The organism is Streptococcus sp. SR4 (assembly GCF_000517725.1).
Classification (GTDB): Bacteria; Bacillota; Bacilli; order Lactobacillales; family Streptococcaceae; genus Streptococcus; species Streptococcus salivarius_F.
On sequence record NZ_AZYW01000075.1, the window covers coordinates 18,167 to 34,628 of the forward strand.

General features: G+C 37.8%; 16 protein-coding genes and 1 pseudogene. 3 read left to right on the top strand and 14 right to left on the bottom strand.

Annotated elements, in window-relative coordinates:
* From HMPREF1519_RS09995 to HMPREF1519_RS10045, 11 genes are all read right to left on the bottom strand, one after another.
* Positions 1 to 933: a conjugal transfer protein gene (locus tag HMPREF1519_RS09995; RefSeq protein ID WP_001224319.1), complete on the bottom strand. Its 933-nt coding sequence runs from the start codon at positions 931 to 933 to the stop codon at positions 1 to 3.
* Positions 930 to 1,931 carry a bifunctional lytic transglycosylase/C40 family peptidase gene (locus HMPREF1519_RS10000; RefSeq protein ID WP_000769868.1) on the bottom strand — a complete coding sequence of 334 codons (1,002 nt, stop codon included), beginning with the start codon at positions 1,929 to 1,931 and terminating at the stop codon, positions 930 to 932. The genes HMPREF1519_RS09995 and HMPREF1519_RS10000 overlap by 4 nt, the downstream gene beginning before the upstream one ends.
* On the bottom strand, positions 1,928 to 4,105 hold the full coding sequence (locus HMPREF1519_RS10005; RefSeq protein ID WP_000804748.1) for a CD3337/EF1877 family mobilome membrane protein: 2,178 nt from the start codon (positions 4,103 to 4,105) through the stop codon (positions 1,928 to 1,930). The genes HMPREF1519_RS10000 and HMPREF1519_RS10005 overlap by 4 nt, the downstream gene beginning before the upstream one ends.
* A gap of 2 nt (positions 4,106 to 4,107) precedes the next feature.
* Positions 4,108 to 6,555, bottom strand: coding sequence for an ATP-binding protein (locus tag HMPREF1519_RS10010; protein WP_037612129.1), 2,448 nt, complete (start codon positions 6,553 to 6,555; stop codon positions 4,108 to 4,110).
* The gene (locus HMPREF1519_RS10015) at positions 6,539 to 6,931 is read right to left on the bottom strand and encodes a conjugal transfer protein (RefSeq protein ID WP_000723888.1); all 393 of its coding nucleotides are present in this window, start codon (positions 6,929 to 6,931) and stop codon (positions 6,539 to 6,541) included. The genes HMPREF1519_RS10010 and HMPREF1519_RS10015 overlap by 17 nt, the downstream gene beginning before the upstream one ends.
* An 88-nt stretch (positions 6,932 to 7,019) precedes the next feature.
* The gene (locus tag HMPREF1519_RS10020) at positions 7,020 to 7,517 is read right to left on the bottom strand and encodes an antirestriction protein ArdA (protein WP_000342539.1); all 498 of its coding nucleotides are present in this window, start codon (positions 7,515 to 7,517) and stop codon (positions 7,020 to 7,022) included.
* Positions 7,518 to 7,633: 116 nt separating this feature from the next.
* The gene (locus tag HMPREF1519_RS10025; RefSeq protein ID WP_001009056.1) at positions 7,634 to 7,855 is read right to left on the bottom strand and encodes a hypothetical protein; all 222 of its coding nucleotides are present in this window, start codon (positions 7,853 to 7,855) and stop codon (positions 7,634 to 7,636) included.
* 42 nt (positions 7,856 to 7,897) lie between these two features.
* The gene (gene mobT / locus HMPREF1519_RS10030; protein ID WP_000398284.1) at positions 7,898 to 9,103 is read right to left on the bottom strand and encodes a MobT family relaxase; all 1,206 of its coding nucleotides are present in this window, start codon (positions 9,101 to 9,103) and stop codon (positions 7,898 to 7,900) included.
* Positions 9,104 to 9,323: 220 nt separating this feature from the next.
* Positions 9,324 to 10,463, bottom strand: a complete 1,140-nt coding sequence (locus HMPREF1519_RS10035) for a tyrosine-type recombinase/integrase (protein ID WP_017771662.1) — start codon at positions 10,461 to 10,463, stop codon at positions 9,324 to 9,326.
* Entirely contained in the window at positions 10,450 to 10,653 is a 204-nt protein-coding gene (locus HMPREF1519_RS10040; RefSeq protein ID WP_017771663.1) for a DUF3173 domain-containing protein, read from the bottom strand. Before HMPREF1519_RS10040 ends, HMPREF1519_RS10035 begins: the two co-directional genes overlap by 14 nt.
* Entirely contained in the window at positions 10,650 to 11,642 is a 993-nt protein-coding gene (locus HMPREF1519_RS10045) for a replication initiation protein (protein ID WP_017771664.1), read from the bottom strand. The genes HMPREF1519_RS10040 and HMPREF1519_RS10045 overlap by 4 nt, the downstream gene beginning before the upstream one ends.
* Positions 11,643 to 12,160: 518 nt before the next feature.
* Here HMPREF1519_RS10045 and HMPREF1519_RS10050 point away from each other — a divergent pair.
* The 3 genes and pseudogenes from HMPREF1519_RS10050 to lsa(C) all read left to right on the top strand — a co-directional run bounded on the left by HMPREF1519_RS10050 (position 12,161) and on the right by lsa(C) (position 14,217).
* Complete coding sequence (locus HMPREF1519_RS10050; protein WP_017771665.1) at positions 12,161 to 12,454, top strand: helix-turn-helix transcriptional regulator; 294 nt, start codon at positions 12,161 to 12,163, stop codon at positions 12,452 to 12,454.
* 32 nt (positions 12,455 to 12,486) lie between these two features.
* A pseudogene (locus HMPREF1519_RS10820) lies at positions 12,487 to 12,606 on the top strand (type IIL restriction-modification enzyme MmeI); the annotation flags it as partial.
* Between the two features lie 132 nt (positions 12,607 to 12,738).
* Positions 12,739 to 14,217 carry an ABC-F type ribosomal protection protein Lsa(C) gene (gene lsa(C), locus HMPREF1519_RS10060; RefSeq protein ID WP_033585689.1) on the top strand — a complete coding sequence of 493 codons (1,479 nt, stop codon included), beginning with the start codon at positions 12,739 to 12,741 and terminating at the stop codon, positions 14,215 to 14,217.
* A gap of 294 nt (positions 14,218 to 14,511) precedes the next feature.
* On the opposite strand, the gene HMPREF1519_RS10065 is transcribed toward lsa(C), so the two are convergent.
* The 3 genes from HMPREF1519_RS10065 to HMPREF1519_RS10075 all read right to left on the bottom strand — a co-directional run.
* Positions 14,512 to 15,897, bottom strand: a complete 1,386-nt coding sequence (locus tag HMPREF1519_RS10065) for an FtsK/SpoIIIE domain-containing protein (protein WP_000813488.1) — start codon at positions 15,895 to 15,897, stop codon at positions 14,512 to 14,514.
* A gap of 28 nt (positions 15,898 to 15,925) precedes the next feature.
* Positions 15,926 to 16,312 (bottom strand): YdcP family protein, encoded by a 387-nt coding sequence (locus HMPREF1519_RS10070; protein ID WP_000985015.1) that lies wholly within the window; start codon positions 16,310 to 16,312, stop codon positions 15,926 to 15,928.
* A 15-nt stretch (positions 16,313 to 16,327) separates the two neighbouring features.
* On the bottom strand, positions 16,328 to 16,462 hold a 135-nt coding region (locus tag HMPREF1519_RS10075), incomplete at its 5' end, for a DUF961 family protein (RefSeq protein ID WP_037612133.1).

Here is a 16,462-nt window from a genome sequence, read left to right on the forward strand (position 1 = left end):
TTATTTTACAATCTTCCAATTACTCCCGTTCTTTTCAAGTACCAAATCAAATTGAGATACCTGCGTTGCTTTGGTCTGCTGGTCGATATACTCCACTGTCAGCGATACCGTGACTTGATTATCCTTACGATTGTGAATAGGATTTACCAGTTCTTGAAAGATGTACTCTTTTCCGATTGGTTTTAATATCCCGTCATTCACATAGTAGGAAAGTTCACTGGCTGTCGCTGTAGGATAGAGCTTGAAGAACGTCGTTAAAAACTCATTGATTTCATTGGTTGTAATGGAATCAACCGTCCCCTCACTTTCAATGGCTTTTGGTTTATAACTTGATTTCTTAGGTATGTTGGTAATGGTCGGATTCTTAACCAGTACCATATTTCCAGAACCATCTACATAGACACTCACTATATAAGCAGAGTGGACGGTCTTTGTATTTTCTCCCTCTGTAATGAGCTGGTCTACACTGTAGGTTACATTAAACTCATTGTCGCCAGTTGGCTCTACCGTCCATATCTGAAATCCTCTTACAGAAGACGATACAGGAATATCTTTGCGTACTGTATCAACATTGAGAGCTTGAAGTTCATCTGTCAGATAGCCTTTTAGACTTTCCATTCGATTATCAATGGACTTATCGGATTGCTCCCATGAATAGTAGACTTTCGCAAAGTTCTCTACAAAATTTTCTACATGATGAGTATCAACGTATTCCTTTTCTATGATAGTTGTTTCGTGAATAGTATGAGTATCTATAGCTGTAAAGTGCTTGAATATCGCAAAGCTGAAACTAAGCCCTAAAAGTACCCACAAGGCAATCACAACCTTTTTATGAGGATTGACCTTATAGACACGAGGTTTCTTTTCCTTTGGTATCTGTTTTTCTTTATTCTGATTTTTTCTAAATTTCATCATTAAATCTTCCTTTCTCATTGTTTGATTCGTCCTGCTCCCACTAAATGCTGTTGCCAGTAGGGGCTTGTTAAGTCGGCATAACCGATTGGGTCGCCTGCATGAAACATACGGTTATTGCCAAGGTATATCCCAACATGAGTAATATAAGAGCCAGCGTTATAGGTAGAATGAAAGAAAACCAAATCGCCAGCTTGTGCTTCCGATAGTGGGATATGCTGGGTCACATCATATTGCTGTTGTGCGGTTCGTGGTAAGTTAATTCCAGCTTTTCCATACGTCCATTGTGTCAGTCCGCTACAATCAAAAGAAGTAGTCGGGGAAGCTCCACCGTAAACGTATCGCCAGCCCTCATATTTCAGTGCTTCGTCCATGATGGCTTGTACCGTATCATCATCAAACTCTGTTGTGACAAGATACTGCGTTACCAGTTGCACATAAAACATATTGCCATAGTTGTATCGCCAGCCCCCATTGATAGGTATGGCTATGGGATTGGGGTAAGACACTTTTTCGCCACCTGAATACTCTTTTGAGAAACTTTGAGCCAGTTCAAAGGTATATTTATTTCCACGATTAGCCACATACCCTAAGAAACCACCACCATAATTGTAGGACTGGATAACCGATTCTAAATCTACACTGAGCCTTTCGCTACTGGCTAATAATTCACTGAAATACTTCACACCTTGCTTAATGGATTCTTCTGTACTCAATGAATTAGGTGGAAGACCGAGGGATTCCGAGGACTGCATAACATCTTCCGCAGTACCGCCCGATTCCACCTGTATAATCGCAAGAAGTATGTTGACATATTCTTCAACGCCATATTCTTTGGCATATTTTTCTACCATAGGCTTATGAGCCAGCACTTCTGCGGAAACATTCACACCTCCATAATGAATATTGGAAATTCCGCTGTCCTGTTCATCTGAAAATAAAATGGCAACAAACAGAAGCAGTGAGAAGACCATCAAGAATAATCCAGAACCACCAATCACTAAAGTTTTCAACTTCATGGTTTCTTACCGACTTTCTTAATGGTGGCGGTTTTGATTGGTGGTCTACTTCTTGTATTTTGTAGTGGTACTCTTTGAACAGTAGACGGACGTTCTTTTGTGATTGGACGTTGTGAAGTTCTATCTGCTGTAGTGGTTGAAGTTGCTGGCTTTTGAACGGTTTTTTCTTGAACGGTATTGCCTTGGCGTTCCACTTTTGGACTTGAAAAATCGGACTTAACTGCTGGACGCTCTTGTTTGGCTTGTTGAGATTCCTTATATGAAGTCTGAATATTAGACTGTTTTGAGGTCTGTTCATCATGATATTGTTCTTGTCTTGTAGTCGGTCTTTCATGAACAGAAGAAGCAGGCTGTTTTTTCTGTTTGACCTGTTCCATTTCAGAGCGACGCTTCGCAATGGTTTTTCGCCTTTGTTCCTGCTGTTCCTTGCGTCCACTGGCTCTGTCCGCTTTGGTTTGAGAAATACTACTGGTTAAATCACGGACATTCTCTTTTACTTTGGATTTTCCTTGATATACTGCATATCTTGCATTGGTCGGCAAATCTTTAACCTGTTCTTTCAAACCACTAGCAGTGTCTACCATTCTGTCTTTGGTATCAGCTACTGTACCGATGGTTTGACCGATACGTTTTCCAAGTGTTGATTTTTCCTTTCCGTCTGGTCGGGAGTGATCTGCTTGTGTCCTTGCAGAACTCCCCGAACCCGACTGTCCTTTTTTACCTGTAACAATGGCAGACCCAGCCCCTAGAGTAGTCATGGAACGTCCAAGTTTCCGCTGTAGACGGTGCATGTGAGCGTGCATAAGCATACGAGGTTTTCTCATCACACGACTTCCCACACTTTGAGAATCGTTACTCTGTAGAGAAAACATACTCATTAAATCGCCCAGCTTGAAGTAGATTCCTGCAAAGGTCACAATCTGTAGAAAAGCAATCAAAAAGAACGGATAACCAGCCGATAAGGTATAGAGCATGGTTGAAATACTAAATGCTGTCGTAATAATCAATGTGATTCCAGCTCGTGTCAAAATGGTATTAAAGAGCTTTGTTATGGCTCGTTTTGACATACCATCAAATGATGGAATCATGCTTAAAATAAAGCTCACAGGCAGAAACATAGCATAGATGATAAAAAGTACCTGCGAGAAAATCATGATTCCTGTTAATAGGAATACAAATATGGAAATCCCAATATTGAAGACAAATAGGAAGAAGACTGTACCTAAACGGTTAATGGTCTTTGTAATGGTTAGATTGGTATTGCTTCTGTCTTCAATTTCTTCCGCAACAATTTTTTCTCTGTCTTCGCCATTGTTGGAATCTGGGCTGGTGGAGAGCAGGCTTTCCACACGGTCAATACCGATACTTTCAATGTCTGAACTGTTGTATTGAAGCAGTAGCCACGGTTGCTGAACCTGTATGGAAAACAGGCTATCTCTGATTAAGTCCACGCTGTCCTTGCCTTGACTATCGGAATGGGGCATGACAATCTTCGTGCCAAGTGATAAACTGGCATTACTGATGTCTGATGAAAAGTCATTGATTTTTTTAATGTAGTCGGGAGCGTAGGCAATAAAGGAAGCCGATAGGATAAACACCAGCACAAAATTCATAATGGCATGAATTGCCTTTGTGGTTTCTCTCTTTATCAGTCCCGTATAGGCAACATAAACCCCAAGAACCAAAATCAAGAGTAAGAGGAATCCAACATAGAAACCCTCTGTTGAAAATCCGTTTGCACTCACACCAGCTAAGGTCTGCATATTCTTACCAATGGAATCTGCTGTAGCGGAAATGAAGTCTAAGGAATAGGCTTCCTGTACTAAGTAACCTGTCGCATTGGAAACATACAAACTGATTGTCCAAATAAAATTGGTAATGGCATATAGTCCATACATGACCTGTTTTCCAATCCCGTCCGACCAGTTCCACGGAAGCCAGCCCCAGCTATTATCCACATAAAAATCCAGTTGATAGTTTTCAAGTGGGTATCGGCTGTATTCATTTGCCACATTGACCGTATCATCTACCAAGCCCGCAGCTTGAACCACCGTTCCCAGCATGGCTAAAAGAAAAATGGCAATCACAAGTGTGAAAGCCACTGTCATTGCCACTTTACCTAGACGTTTCAGCGTCCAGTTTGATTTTATTCTGTTTACTATTGATGGTTTCACATTTACACCTCTTTTCGCACAGGTGGTCTGGTATCAAAGGCATGGAGCAGTTCTTCAAATACAGGGTGGAACTGTATCACACCGACACGACCATATAAATCACTGATAAGGCATTGCCCGTTTTCCAAATCACGCAATCGCTTCTGATTGTTTTCGTCCTCTGGGTCTACACCAAAAAAGGCTAAGGTCTTTTTAATCTCGTTAAGGTCAGTGGAACGAAATGCAAATTTTAAGCCGAGGTTATTTTTCAGTTTTTCATCTAAGAGGTCGTCTGTATTTTGGGTCACGAAATATACCCCAGCGTTCATAGCACGACCAGCCCGAACCAGCTTCATAGATAGTGTTTTTCCTTGTGCTACCTGTAAAAAGCTCCATGCTTCGTCTAAATCTACAATCTTGAAAATGCTTCGGTCTGTATGGATAAAGTCTAAAGCAAAGGTACTAATGACAATCAGCATAGCAACGGATAAAAGCTCCATAGTGGTATATTCCTCAAAGGAAGTTTCCTTGTCGGGAAGTACCAAGTCCGCAACCTGTATAATGTTCAGTTGTTTTTCTAAGCTGATAGACTGCTCCACATAACCATTACTGAATAATAAATGTGCAAAGTCATAGTCTGTAAAACTTTCGATATGGTCGGATATACTGGTACTTAGTGGCGTATTCTCAACCCGTAATTCCTCAATCACTTTCATCAACCCTCGTACTTCACTATTGGTTACTGCACGAATGGCTTTTCTAAGGATTGGGAAGCGTTCCCCATCACGAGAGGAAATCCCCGTAAGGAATGTCAGAATATCAATAGCCAGTGATTCAGAATCTTTGGGATTTTTCATAATCACATAAGGGTCAAGTAAGCCTTTGTTTTTCTCATCAGAAGTCAGAGTGACGATATTGATTTCATGGGAAATCTCTGGCAAGGTTTCTTTCCATCTGCCACGTTCTGCTTTTGGGTCTACAATCACTGCTTGTGCCCCATAAAGCACCGCATAATAGACGATAAGGTTATTCGCAAAGGATTTACCACCACCCAGCGAACCAACAAAAGCCGACGCTAACGCATTGGTTACTGAACCCTTAACCCCTTGACTGGCAAGAGCAGGTTTCAGATAGACATTGCGTCCAGTATCTAAGCTGTAGCCAACATAAATCCCCTCATTTTCCCCCAGCATTTGAGTAGCACCAAAACCTAAACCAGCGAGGAAATCAGAGGTCACGTATTGAATATAATCATTCATATAACGCTTGCTGGCAGGTAAAAATTCTTCATGTAAGCCGAGCATATCCCCAAATGGTCGTACCAGTTTTACGCTTAAATCGTCATAAAAATCTTTCACTTCATTACAACGACGTTTGAGTTCGTCAAGATCATTTGCTGATACCCTTACCACATAAGACAGCTTGTACATAGATTCCTTGCTTTGGTCTAAATTGGTTTCCAGCTCATTCACACTTTCCAGAGCTTCCGCCACATTGGAGCTGGTTTCATTATCACTTTGCCAAGCGTGGTTATCCAAGTCTTTCAGTTCTTTCTTTTTATTGCGGACAGTAGATAGGGCTTTACGATTCGCTACAATTTCCACATTCATTGACGTATCAATCGGGAATGTAAATTGCTGTTGCTGGTAGTAGAAGATTTCAGAGGACGGGAAGTCCAGTTCTCCGACAATGCTGTTAATGGTAAAGTAAGCTACATAGACGGTTTCATCTTCCTGCTGGATTTTCAAATATCGCTGTTTTTCTTCCACCAAACAGCGAGTAGGCTTAATCAAGTCATAGTATTTAATCAGCGTTTCATTATCCAGCTTTTTCTTTGATAGATGGTACTCATACTCTTCATAGGCAGTGCCTGTCTGTCCGTAAAGGTGTTCAATCAGATAGCCGAAGTCGTCCTTATCTAACCTGCGGATTTTGAAACGACGAGAGATTTTATTTTCTAAGAGCTTTTCCATCTTCTGAAAACGCAGGATTTCATCATTACTCATACTAACAAAATCGCCCATCAGCTTATGGTTCACATCATAGACAAAATCAGACAAAGCATTTTTTGCTTCAACGGTAAGACTTTTCATAGAAAACTCCTGATCGTTGAGAAGCAACTTAAAGCCGATAAAGAAACGGTAGTTCACTTGATTTTCGCCAATCATGGATATTAAAGCGTCTGTCTGTTGGTCGATTTTGTCATAGGCAACCGCTTTGAGCTTGCCAGTGACTTCATTTTTGGAACGCTCTTGTGCAGAACGTATGCTGGATTCTGTACTGATTTGTAAAGCATGAATTTTGCCATCACGATTTTGTGCGATAAGCTGTCTGAAAGAATCATGCACTTGTATTTTCTGTTCTGGACTTAGAAATGAGTAATTGTAAGGAACAAGCTCATAGTAAGCATAACATTCCCCGTCTTTATTCCAGACGAGATTGTTTTCAATGTATTTAATTGGATATGCCATAAAATTCACTCCTAACTGCTGTAATGGCTTCTTGTGGCTGGTTTCTGCCAAGCGTTACTTTTTTTCCTGCATAGGTCAGCTTTGGTCGCAGTGCATAAGCAATGACAGACTTCAAAAATCCATAAGGCTTTTTACCATCAAAAGTTTTTGTAGACATAAACCATGTGAAAGCCACAGGAATCCCAAAGTATTTGAGAAATGCTCCCTCTATCATGGAAAGAGGGGGCAAGTTGCCAAGTATCATCACTGCAAAGAGTGACACGACAAACCATGTCATTTGCGTAAAGGTTATGGGAAACGGAAGTCTAAAATCATTGATAGAATACAGTACCTTTTCCACAGACCAGATACTGGTATAGCTTCGTATTTTCTTCATGTAATCAATCCTTTCATAAAAAATAGGGGTAGCTGATTGAGCCACCCCGTAAAATAGAAAATCTGCCAGTAGTAATGTACCGACAGATTTAATAGACGATTTCAAAAATCCCATGATTGGTTGAGATAAACGTTCCTGAAAGGTCTAAATCCCGACCATAGGCTTGATAATCAATATAGTTTTGAAGACTAGCTGGTACTTCGCCTAAAGCACCCGTTTCTTCAATGTAGTAGCGTGCCACGTCATACATATCATCACAATCGGAATGAATGATAATATCCTCTTGATGTTCGCTTAGTTCTTCAATGCTTGAAAAATGAGTGAGCAGAGCAGATAGCTCCGATTGTAATTCTTCGGGTAATTCCGATACCATTTCCCATAGTCGATTGAGTTCGCCAATGGAAGTGTATTCGTCAACCGTAAAGGGTAACTCGTAGTCATGAATGGCGTATTCCTCATATTCATCATTCAAGCCGATTTTCTCTTTGACTTCCTCAAAGTCAATGGGAAAGGTAAACCACGCACCGACCAATTCGCCCTCATTGTATTTGCCTAAATTCGCAATATAGACTTGCATATCGTCCATATATTCACGTCCTTTCTTTGTAGAGATTCAAAAATCCCTACCGCACTTCGTTTGGTGTACCATTCCTTTGCGGAACATAAGAAAACCACTTATATTCCACAAAAGAACGGTTTTATTTAAGCACCAATAATGCGATTGAATAGCTCTAGTAAAATGTCTTTTACTCCAGCAGCGTTGAAGACTAAGCCAACCGCAATAATCGCAATAATTAAAAAGCCAATCAGTTTGCTAAACTCACGCTTGAAGCCAAGATACAAGCCAATCACAACGATTGCTAAAAGCACCAGTGATTGAGCGTTTGATAGAAACCAGTTATAAAGGTTTTGTCCAAAATTCATAAAAATGTTCTCCTCTCTATATTCAATGAATTTGTATTTGAGTTATTTTTTTGTTGTTATCACGTCCTGTTCTTTTACTGACTGTTGCTTCAAAATCTGCTTGTGTCGGTCTGTCAGTTTCGCATGGTCGAGAATGTCTTTTACAACCTGCGTCTGGTTGATTTCATCAAGTTTAATCGCAACCTTTAAGGTCGGGGCAACTTGATGAGATAGCCAGTTCAGCGTCCTTTGGAAGGAGTAAGGCTCTGGTTTTGTGGTTAGTTTTAATCGTTCACGATTGTTCCCAATAAACCAAGCCCATTCTTCATTCAGTTTCCAATCAGAACGAGGTTTGGAATCGTCTTTATCTACAAAACGGATATACCGATTGATAATTTTAAAGGCGGTATGCTCTGGATTGTCATAGACGAGTAAATCACGGACTGCATAATAGGCACGCTCATTTTTCAATCGAATCTCAAAACGGTTTTTTACTTCTGCGTCTTCAATGGGAATATCATTTTTCTTGTACTGCTCGTAGTCCTTTTCATAGATACAGAAATAAACTTCACTTTGTAATGAACCGATATAGAGGGTGTTTCCCATACATTCCTTTTCCTCTTTGCGTACCAGTTCGCCACTGCGATAGCTTTTAAAACTGCGGAAGACGGAGATACATTCTTCCTGTTGGCACTTTTCAGTGAGTACAGGGATATTCAAAATCCCTGTCTTATCGTTAATGGCAAGGTCAAGGCGTTTCATCACACCGCCAGCCACCAAAACGTCCATAAAGAACTCATACCAGCTTCTTTGTTGTGCCAGAAGATAGCTTTCAAATTGTCTGCACCCACGACCTTTCAATTCCACCAGAACTCCTTTGTCCAGTTCATGGGAGCAAAGGACGAATATGTCGCCTAAAGCATAATGCTCTGAATAAGAATAGAAACCATAGTCCTCATGAAGAAAATAGGACAGTTTCAGTTGTAAGATGTTTTCGACCACCTGCTGTACGTCTGTTGTCGGAAAGCGAATCCTTACATAATCAAACAGCATTTCAAGGGGAGCGTCGGGATTGAAGCGTTCCAGAGCTTCCCAAAGGGACTGCTGTAAATCCTCTGATGGCTTGACTTTTCCTGTTTCAATATCGCTTAGATACTGCCTTGTAATACCAGTCGCAACAGCTAAACGGTTTTGAGATAGTCCATAAGCCAAGCGTTTTTCTTTTAAATGCTGTAACCAAGTTTGTTCATTCAGTAAAAATCCCTCCAATCAAAAAGGCGTATGTCAACTTTTAAAGCCCATTTGACATACGCTGAAATTTTGTAAATCCCTTGTAACCAAAGGATTTTCTAATGTTTTTTTGACTGTTTCCTGTCGATTTGTACCCCCCTGTTAGATATAGTGGGAAAAATTCAAAAAAAGCCCTTTAAAATAAGGCTTTTTAGATACTTTTCTATTTTTTGGTAGCTCTTTTGGTAGCTAAGTAGACTTAATCAATAAAATCATTTGATATGAGATTGAGTTTATCAGTTAGTTCGGTATCTGCGTTGGGGTATAAATGACTATAAATGCTAAGTGTTGTTTTGACATCAGAATGGCCTAATCGTCTTTGGATATATAGGGCATTTACATTATATTCATTAATAAGCAAAGATGCGTGGGAGTGTCTCAAACCTTTTGGTTGAATGTATTTAACACCAGCACGTTTAGAGTATTTTAAAATTTGGTCTCTAATACTACGTTTACGATATGGAACTCCGTCGGGCGACAGAATGAATGGTATTTTATCGACTTTTTCTTGTCTTTCTTTCCACTCCTTAAGAACCTTTAAAGTATTATCATCGAGTCCAATAGTACGCCGAGAGCTTTCAGTTTTTAGCTTGTTACGGCGCTCCCAGTTTTCACGATTTATATACTGTAAGTTGTGATTGATTGCTAGTGTTTTCTTTTCAAAGTCCACATCTTCCCAATAAAGAGCAGTCGCCTCATTTACACGCATTCCCGTAAAATAATAAAGCCAAAGGAGTGTATAAATAAAATGCTCAAAATAACTCTCTTTATCAAGGGATTGTATTACTTTTTGAAATTCATCTTTTGTCCAAAAGTCGATATGTTTTTTTGTTATTGGAATAGGACTGATATTACTTGTAGGTATTTCATGGAAAATTAACCCATACTTTTTTGCGGTTTTCAAAACTTGATTAAGTAATGCCATTTTGTTTCTTGCGTATGAATTTGAATATTTTTCTAATAAACTATTTCTATAATTTATTACATCATAAGTTGTAATTTCTCTAGGTTTTTTCTTACCAAAATATTGAATAAATTCATCAAATATAATTTGACGTCTTCGTTCGAGGTCTGGACTTGTAGTAGCATAATAGTTTGGTATAAATACTTCGTCCATAAATTGTTTAAACGTCCACTGAGTGTGCTTAATTCCACCTTTTTGATGCACTTTATTTAAAGCCCTTGTTCGTGCCTCAAAGGCTTCTTTTGCGGTTTCAAAACCACGTCTGCGTTCTTGATATGGTTTACCAGTAGCTAGGTCAACTCCAGCTTTAAAATAATAAGTATATTTCCCAGTTTTATCGTCTCTAGTAACACCAGTATATCTAGTTTTTGACATGTAGTTCCTCCAATCCAAGAATTTCTGATACAACTGATACGGGAACGGTTCCGAGCCCTTTATTGTTATAGAAATCGAAACCACGTTCAACCATAATGTGTTTTGCTTGTCGTAAAATATTATAAGCAGTCCATTTTGAGAACCCTAAGTCCATAATATCTTGTACTGTCATAGTGAGTTTATCGTTCATAAAATATCTTCTCCTTTACTAGTAAGTTCAATGAATTCGCCTATTAATTGTTTTAATTCATTGTTTAATCGTGGTGTTTGTTTTTTAAGTGCATCTTGAAGCTCTAAAGAAAATGAGTTACTATCAAATGCTTTTAGGTGTTTTCTAAGCCTAGTTTTTTTGACTCTTATAGTGTTAGGTTTTAGATAGGGAAATAATTCGGGTAAAAGAGCTGGTGCATGGAGAAAGATATAAGCAAATGCCTTGCTATCATCTGGAACACTTGAAAGACTAAAAAAACTAAAATTCTCTAATCGTTTAGAAATCTCTGAAATGGTTTCTGCGTTTATAGCCTTTGTTCTAAGTTGAAACTCCAACCGCCACCAAAAAGGTTTACTCTCGATATTCAATTTATCGGCTCTTTTATGACTTAATACCTCTATGTTCTTATCGTATAAACGTACTTGAACATTACTACCACTAGCACCCCAGTATTTACTTTCTATGTTTCCTCCTCTACCATAGAATATTTTATGACTAACTCCACCTTTGATATGTTGTAAAAAGACTATTTCTGGTCTGTTAAAGATATCAAAAGCAAGGTCTAAACGTGATAGTCTAACATCTAATCCATTTAATCGAGCATAATTCATAATCTGTCTCCATACTTGAAGACCTCCAAATTCTTTAAGCGAGTTTGGGTTAAAGTCTAAACGTATGACTTGATAACCACCATAGGTTGATAATTGGAAGAAAATTAGATTAATACTATCCTCATTTATCATTTTATAAAGTGTAAAATAATCTTCTCTTAGATTTGCTTGAATGCTAAATTCTTGAATAATAGAATCGATAGAATTTCTTAATTCCCAAAATATACGTCTTAGTGAACAGTTTTCTCTATCAAGGATTACTGTTAGTCGGTCAATACTGATATAAATAGATTTTTCTAGTTCTGATAAATCTACTCGACTTTGATATTCTCGTAGTGCTTGAAGGTTATTTTTCATCTGTAACGCCTCCTTTCTATAATTGCTAAATGCGTAGGTCAATGTTACTATTGAGTTTTGCTGACGACACGTTACTTAGGACGTTGCCTTAAGTGTATCTGTTTGCTGGCTGTTAGAAACGCCAGCTTTTTCTTAGAGATTGAGAGAACTGCGTGCTTCGGGCGCATTGCCTTCGGCTTGCGCCCTTGCTCTTGTCTCACAATCTCCAAACTAGGCGAATGGTAGAAGTAAGTATTGCCAATTTCTCTGACATTTACTGTATAGAAGCCATAATATCCTTAGACTAGCCATATTTCGCTTCTTATGGACTTTTTATTACAATTTTGGTATAATCAAATTGGTTTTAAACGAAAGCCTCAGAATGCTTTGCAGAGCTTTCTGGGGTGTTTTTTCATATTCATAAGCGGACTGGTATTACCTACAATGTATATCTTTTAGTTATATAACCAAAATGGTTATATAACTATGATACAACCATTTTGGTTATAGGTCAATAGAAAAGCGAAAGGAATTTTAAAATGTTGAAAGATAATATAAAAAAAGCCCGTCTTAAAGTGGGACTTACTCAATCAGAAGTTGCTGAAAAGTTAGGTGTAGCTCAAGCCCAATATGCTAGGTGGGAAAATGGAGGGAGAAATCCGAAAGATGAAACAGTAGAAAAATTAGCTGAAATCTTTGGTACGTCTTTTGAGATTTTAAAAGGACGTGATGACGGACTAGAAGAAATTGTTAGTTTATTGAGAGAATATGAATTGACAGAAGCAGATAAAAACAAAATTATTAAAACTTTAAAGGATTTATTACATAAATAAATCAAAATAATGTGGTAGTTGGAGAGCACAAAGTGAATAATATCCGGGAGCAAAAAAAGCAAGCTAAAGGATTTATTAAACGCTGGGAAAACCGTGGCAATGAAAGACAAGACAGTCAGTCATTTTGGCTTGATTTGCTCCAATCTGTTTATTGAATTGATAAATGAGAAGATTAAAGCGTTGTAGGAAAATAGATATTTTATGAGGAGGCGAGGCAACTTGAAAGAATATATTGTAAGTTTGGAAAAAGAAATACTCAAATCTGAATTTGAGGGGGTGTTTTTATGTCAACAATTAAAATTGAAAACCTTACTTTCTCATATTATGGCTATGTAAAACCTGTATTTGAAAATGTATCATTTTCATTTGATACGAACTGGAAAACAGGACTAATAGGAAGAAACGGAATTGGGAAATCAACACTATTTAAGCTGCTTCTAAACCAAGAAGTTTATAAGGGGAAAATCAGCAAAAGTGTTGACTTTATTAAATTCCCACCCAATTTAAGTGATACTTCAAAATTAGGGATTGAGTTATATAGAGAACTAATATCAGATGAGGAAGAATGGAAATTATTTAGAGAACTTCATTTGCTAAAGGTAGATGAGAGTCTTATTTACAGAAAGTTTGAAACGCTTTCTAAAGGAGAACAAACAAAAATCCTTTTAGCTATTTTGTTTACAAGAGAAGATGGTTTTTTACTTATAGATGAACCAACAAACCATTTAGATATGGACGGAAGAAAAATTGTCAGTGAATATCTGAAAAATAAAAAAGGTTTTTTGCTTATATCACATGATAGAGATTTTTTAGATGGTTGTATCAATCATATTATTTCTATTAACAGGAATTCTATTGATGTCCAATCAGGAAATTTTACATCGTGGTATGAAAATAAATTGATGAAAGACCAATTTGAGATTAGTCAAAATGAGAAATTAAGAAAAGATATTAAACGATTAAAAGAAGCTGCAAGACAAAGTCAAATTTGGTCTGATAAAGTTGAAAATACTAAAAACGGCGTGAAAGTATCAGGTGTAAAACCAGACAAGGGGCATATAGGTCATCAGTCAGCTAAGATGATGAAAAAATCTAAGAATTTGGAGAATAGACAAAATAAGGCAATAGAAGAAAAACAGAATTTACTAAAAGATATTGAAACAAAGGAAAGTCTATTATTGCATCCGTTACATCACCACAAAAATCCTCTAATATCAGTTTGCGATTTATCATCATATTATGGAAAAAAGCAGATATTAAGTAATATAAGTTTTGATATAAAGCAAGGTGATATAGTGGCTATATATGGGGGTAATGGTAGCGGAAAATCAACCTTGATTAAAATTTTATTAGGTCTAAATCACGAGTATTCAGGTGATGTAAAATTAGCAAGTAATTTAAAAATATCATATGTTCCTCAAGATACATCCAATTTAACAGGTAGCCTAAACGAGTATATTCATAAGCAAGGTGTTGATGAAACATTGTGCAAAACAATTCTTAGAAAATTAGATTTTGCAAGAGAATTATTTGAAATAGATATGAAGAACTATAGCGATGGACAAAAAAAGAAAGTTTTAATTGCTGTAAGTTTGTCAAAGTCAGCTCATATATTTATTTGGGACGAACCACTGAATTATTTAGATGTAATATCAAGAATACAGATTGAGGAAGTTATAAAAGAAGCAAATCCTACACTCATATTTGTGGAACACGATAAGAGGTTTGTAGAAGATATAGCGAATAAAATAATACGATTATAAACTAAATAATATCTTTTAGTTTGTCGAGGTAAACCTTTTTAACAATAACCTTATGCTATTGTTAAAAAGATTGAAACTCAGTAATAATGTATATTACTAAAAATCATATTAAAAATAATTCAAATTTATTGGTAGCCTTTTGGTAGCTAAACAGACAAAAGTTAATATCTTCATAAAAAAATACAGTTAGAGAATGTTGATTTATCAGCATTCTTTTTTATTTCAAATAGTTTCTCGGAATTAGATACGGGGGGTTAAGTGCTGGCGTGGCTATTGCCACACCAGCCAGCAAGATCAGTCCACACCTGCGACTTCCGCTTCGCACGTCGCCTGCGTGGACTGTCTGCTGTTGGATAACTTTTTAATTTCCTCCAAGAAATCATATCCTTTTGGTACAAGGGGAGTATAAAACTCTGATATGACACTTGTTCCTACATCAACATAGCCACGACCTTTGATTCGCTTTAAGAAGAAATCCTTTTGTACGTCACTGCCAAACATCATGCCATAGCCCATTTCAGACATACGACCTAAAGCCACTCTGAAATTAAACTGATCACGGATTCCGTCGCCTAAATATTTTGCGTCTGGACGTTGACAAGCCAGTATTAGAAAGAAGCCAGCTTGACGACCTAACATGACAATCTGTTTCAGCTTATTCATAACTGCGGTGTTTTCTTTTGTTCCCAGCATTTCCATGAAAGCGACGTATTCATCAAAGATTAAGAAGTGTGCCGGGAGACCTAAGTAAGCATAATTTTTGCCAGTCTTATAGTTCTTCATCTGCTTCATTTCCTCACTACGTTTCATCATTTCTTCATAGAATGTTTCAATGCAAGAAAGCAAGTCTTCTTTTCTATAGTAGACATTTGCCATCACAGAACCTAAGTCCGCAAGATCAGCATTTTTCGGGTCAAGAATATACAGTTTTGAATCTGTATGAAGCAAGGCTTCAATCAGTGTCAGTATAAAGTAAGTTTTACCGCCACCTGTACCACCAGCAATCAACATATGAGGGAGCTTATCATATTCCCACCATACGTTTTTCATTAAGCGAAGTTTACCATCTTTAGCTTCTACTTCATCAATAGAAATACGACTGGCTATGGTGTCATAGAGCAAAGTATATTCCACATAGGAATCCTTTAACTCTTTATCCGTCAGCTCACAGTACAAGCCACTCTCTAATTTCTTTTCCAAGTGTAAGAGTTGGTCTTGATATTTTCCCAGCGTGATTTCCACCCGTATCTGTATCAAGCCATTTTTAAGTCGATAATACATTTTAGGGAAGTAGGTTATCTTTTCCTTTGTACGACCAGCACTATCTTTAAAGAAACCCTCTGTTTTGACCTGTTCAGATTCATACCACTTGTTTTCAAGTATCATCTTTGCCAGTTTTTGACGGTGGTAAAGTTGTTTAACCGTATCATAGCGAACCCGTTTGAATACAAACGCTACCAGCAAGCAGATAAGAATTGCGACACTGAAACTGATAATTAAATAGGGAATGTCAATCTTATCTGCTTGTGATAGGTTAAAATCCTGCCAGTTGATCTGCTGGATTGTCTTCACATGAAACAGTCCGACAACCAGCAGGAAAACAGGCAGGAGTGACGCTATCGTAAAATGAAAGACTAAATCTTTACCAGATGGGCGAATCCTTTTACCACGCTGTTTCATGCGAAAAAGTCTCCTTTCTACCTAGCGACTATTTGTCTTGTGTCGGTTCTTTCTTTGCTTGTGGTTGAGCTTTGAATGAACTAGAATCCTTTGTCAGCACAATATCGTCTGCCTTGATATACCAGTCAACATCTGCTCCTTGATAGGTGGCAGTAGCAACGGTGTCCGCAATGGGATTGATAAGTTCCACCCGTGCGTTATAATCAAACTCTTTCAAAGGCACGCTGGCAGGAATACTTACTTGAATCATGCGTCCTTGTCCTTTGGATTTTAAGTCATAGGTACGTTCCTTGATTTCATCTGAAACCGACCCGTCTTCATTTTGGATTCTCACTTCACGACGTAGAGCAGAGAATTTCAATTCTCCAAAAGTCGTGTCTTTATCTAATACAATGCCATTTGCTAATCTCATCATTTTTCCTCTCTTTCTTTATTCTTTTATCATGTCGTCAGCATGTAAAAGGTAATTTGTAAAACCACGAGTGCCGATTTTGTAGCCCTCTGCGGTAATACGTGGATTGACTAACTTCACACGTTCCTCAAAGCCGAAATGTTTTTCGCCAGC

What these genes read in the sequence shown, in the direction of transcription:
- HMPREF1519_RS10035 (WP_017771662.1), bottom strand. Translation starts at nt 10,463, where the DNA reads ATGTCAAAAACTAGATATACTGGTGTTACTAGAGACGATAAAACTGGG.
- HMPREF1519_RS10065 (WP_000813488.1), bottom strand. Translation starts at nt 15,897, where the DNA reads ATGAAACAGCGTGGTAAAAGGATTCGCCCATCTGGTAAAGATTTAGTC.
- HMPREF1519_RS10040 (WP_017771663.1), bottom strand. Translation starts at nt 10,653, where the DNA reads ATGAACGATAAACTCACTATGACAGTACAAGATATTATGGACTTAGGG.
- HMPREF1519_RS10045 (WP_017771664.1), bottom strand. Translation starts at nt 11,642, where the DNA reads ATGAAAAATAACCTTCAAGCACTACGAGAATATCAAAGTCGAGTAGAT.
- HMPREF1519_RS10050 (WP_017771665.1), top strand. Translation starts at nt 12,161, where the DNA reads ATGTTGAAAGATAATATAAAAAAAGCCCGTCTTAAAGTGGGACTTACT.
- HMPREF1519_RS10000 (WP_000769868.1), bottom strand. Translation starts at nt 1,931, where the DNA reads ATGAAGTTGAAAACTTTAGTGATTGGTGGTTCTGGATTATTCTTGATG.
- HMPREF1519_RS10025 (WP_001009056.1), bottom strand. Translation starts at nt 7,855, where the DNA reads ATGAATTTTGGACAAAACCTTTATAACTGGTTTCTATCAAACGCTCAA.
- HMPREF1519_RS10015 (WP_000723888.1), bottom strand. Translation starts at nt 6,931, where the DNA reads ATGAAGAAAATACGAAGCTATACCAGTATCTGGTCTGTGGAAAAGGTA.
- HMPREF1519_RS10010 (WP_037612129.1), bottom strand. Translation starts at nt 6,555, where the DNA reads ATGGCATATCCAATTAAATACATTGAAAACAATCTCGTCTGGAATAAA.
- HMPREF1519_RS10070 (WP_000985015.1), bottom strand. Translation starts at nt 16,312, where the DNA reads ATGATGAGATTAGCAAATGGCATTGTATTAGATAAAGACACGACTTTT.
- HMPREF1519_RS10020 (WP_000342539.1), bottom strand. Translation starts at nt 7,517, where the DNA reads ATGGACGATATGCAAGTCTATATTGCGAATTTAGGCAAATACAATGAG.
- HMPREF1519_RS09995 (WP_001224319.1), bottom strand. Translation starts at nt 933, where the DNA reads ATGAGAAAGGAAGATTTAATGATGAAATTTAGAAAAAATCAGAATAAA.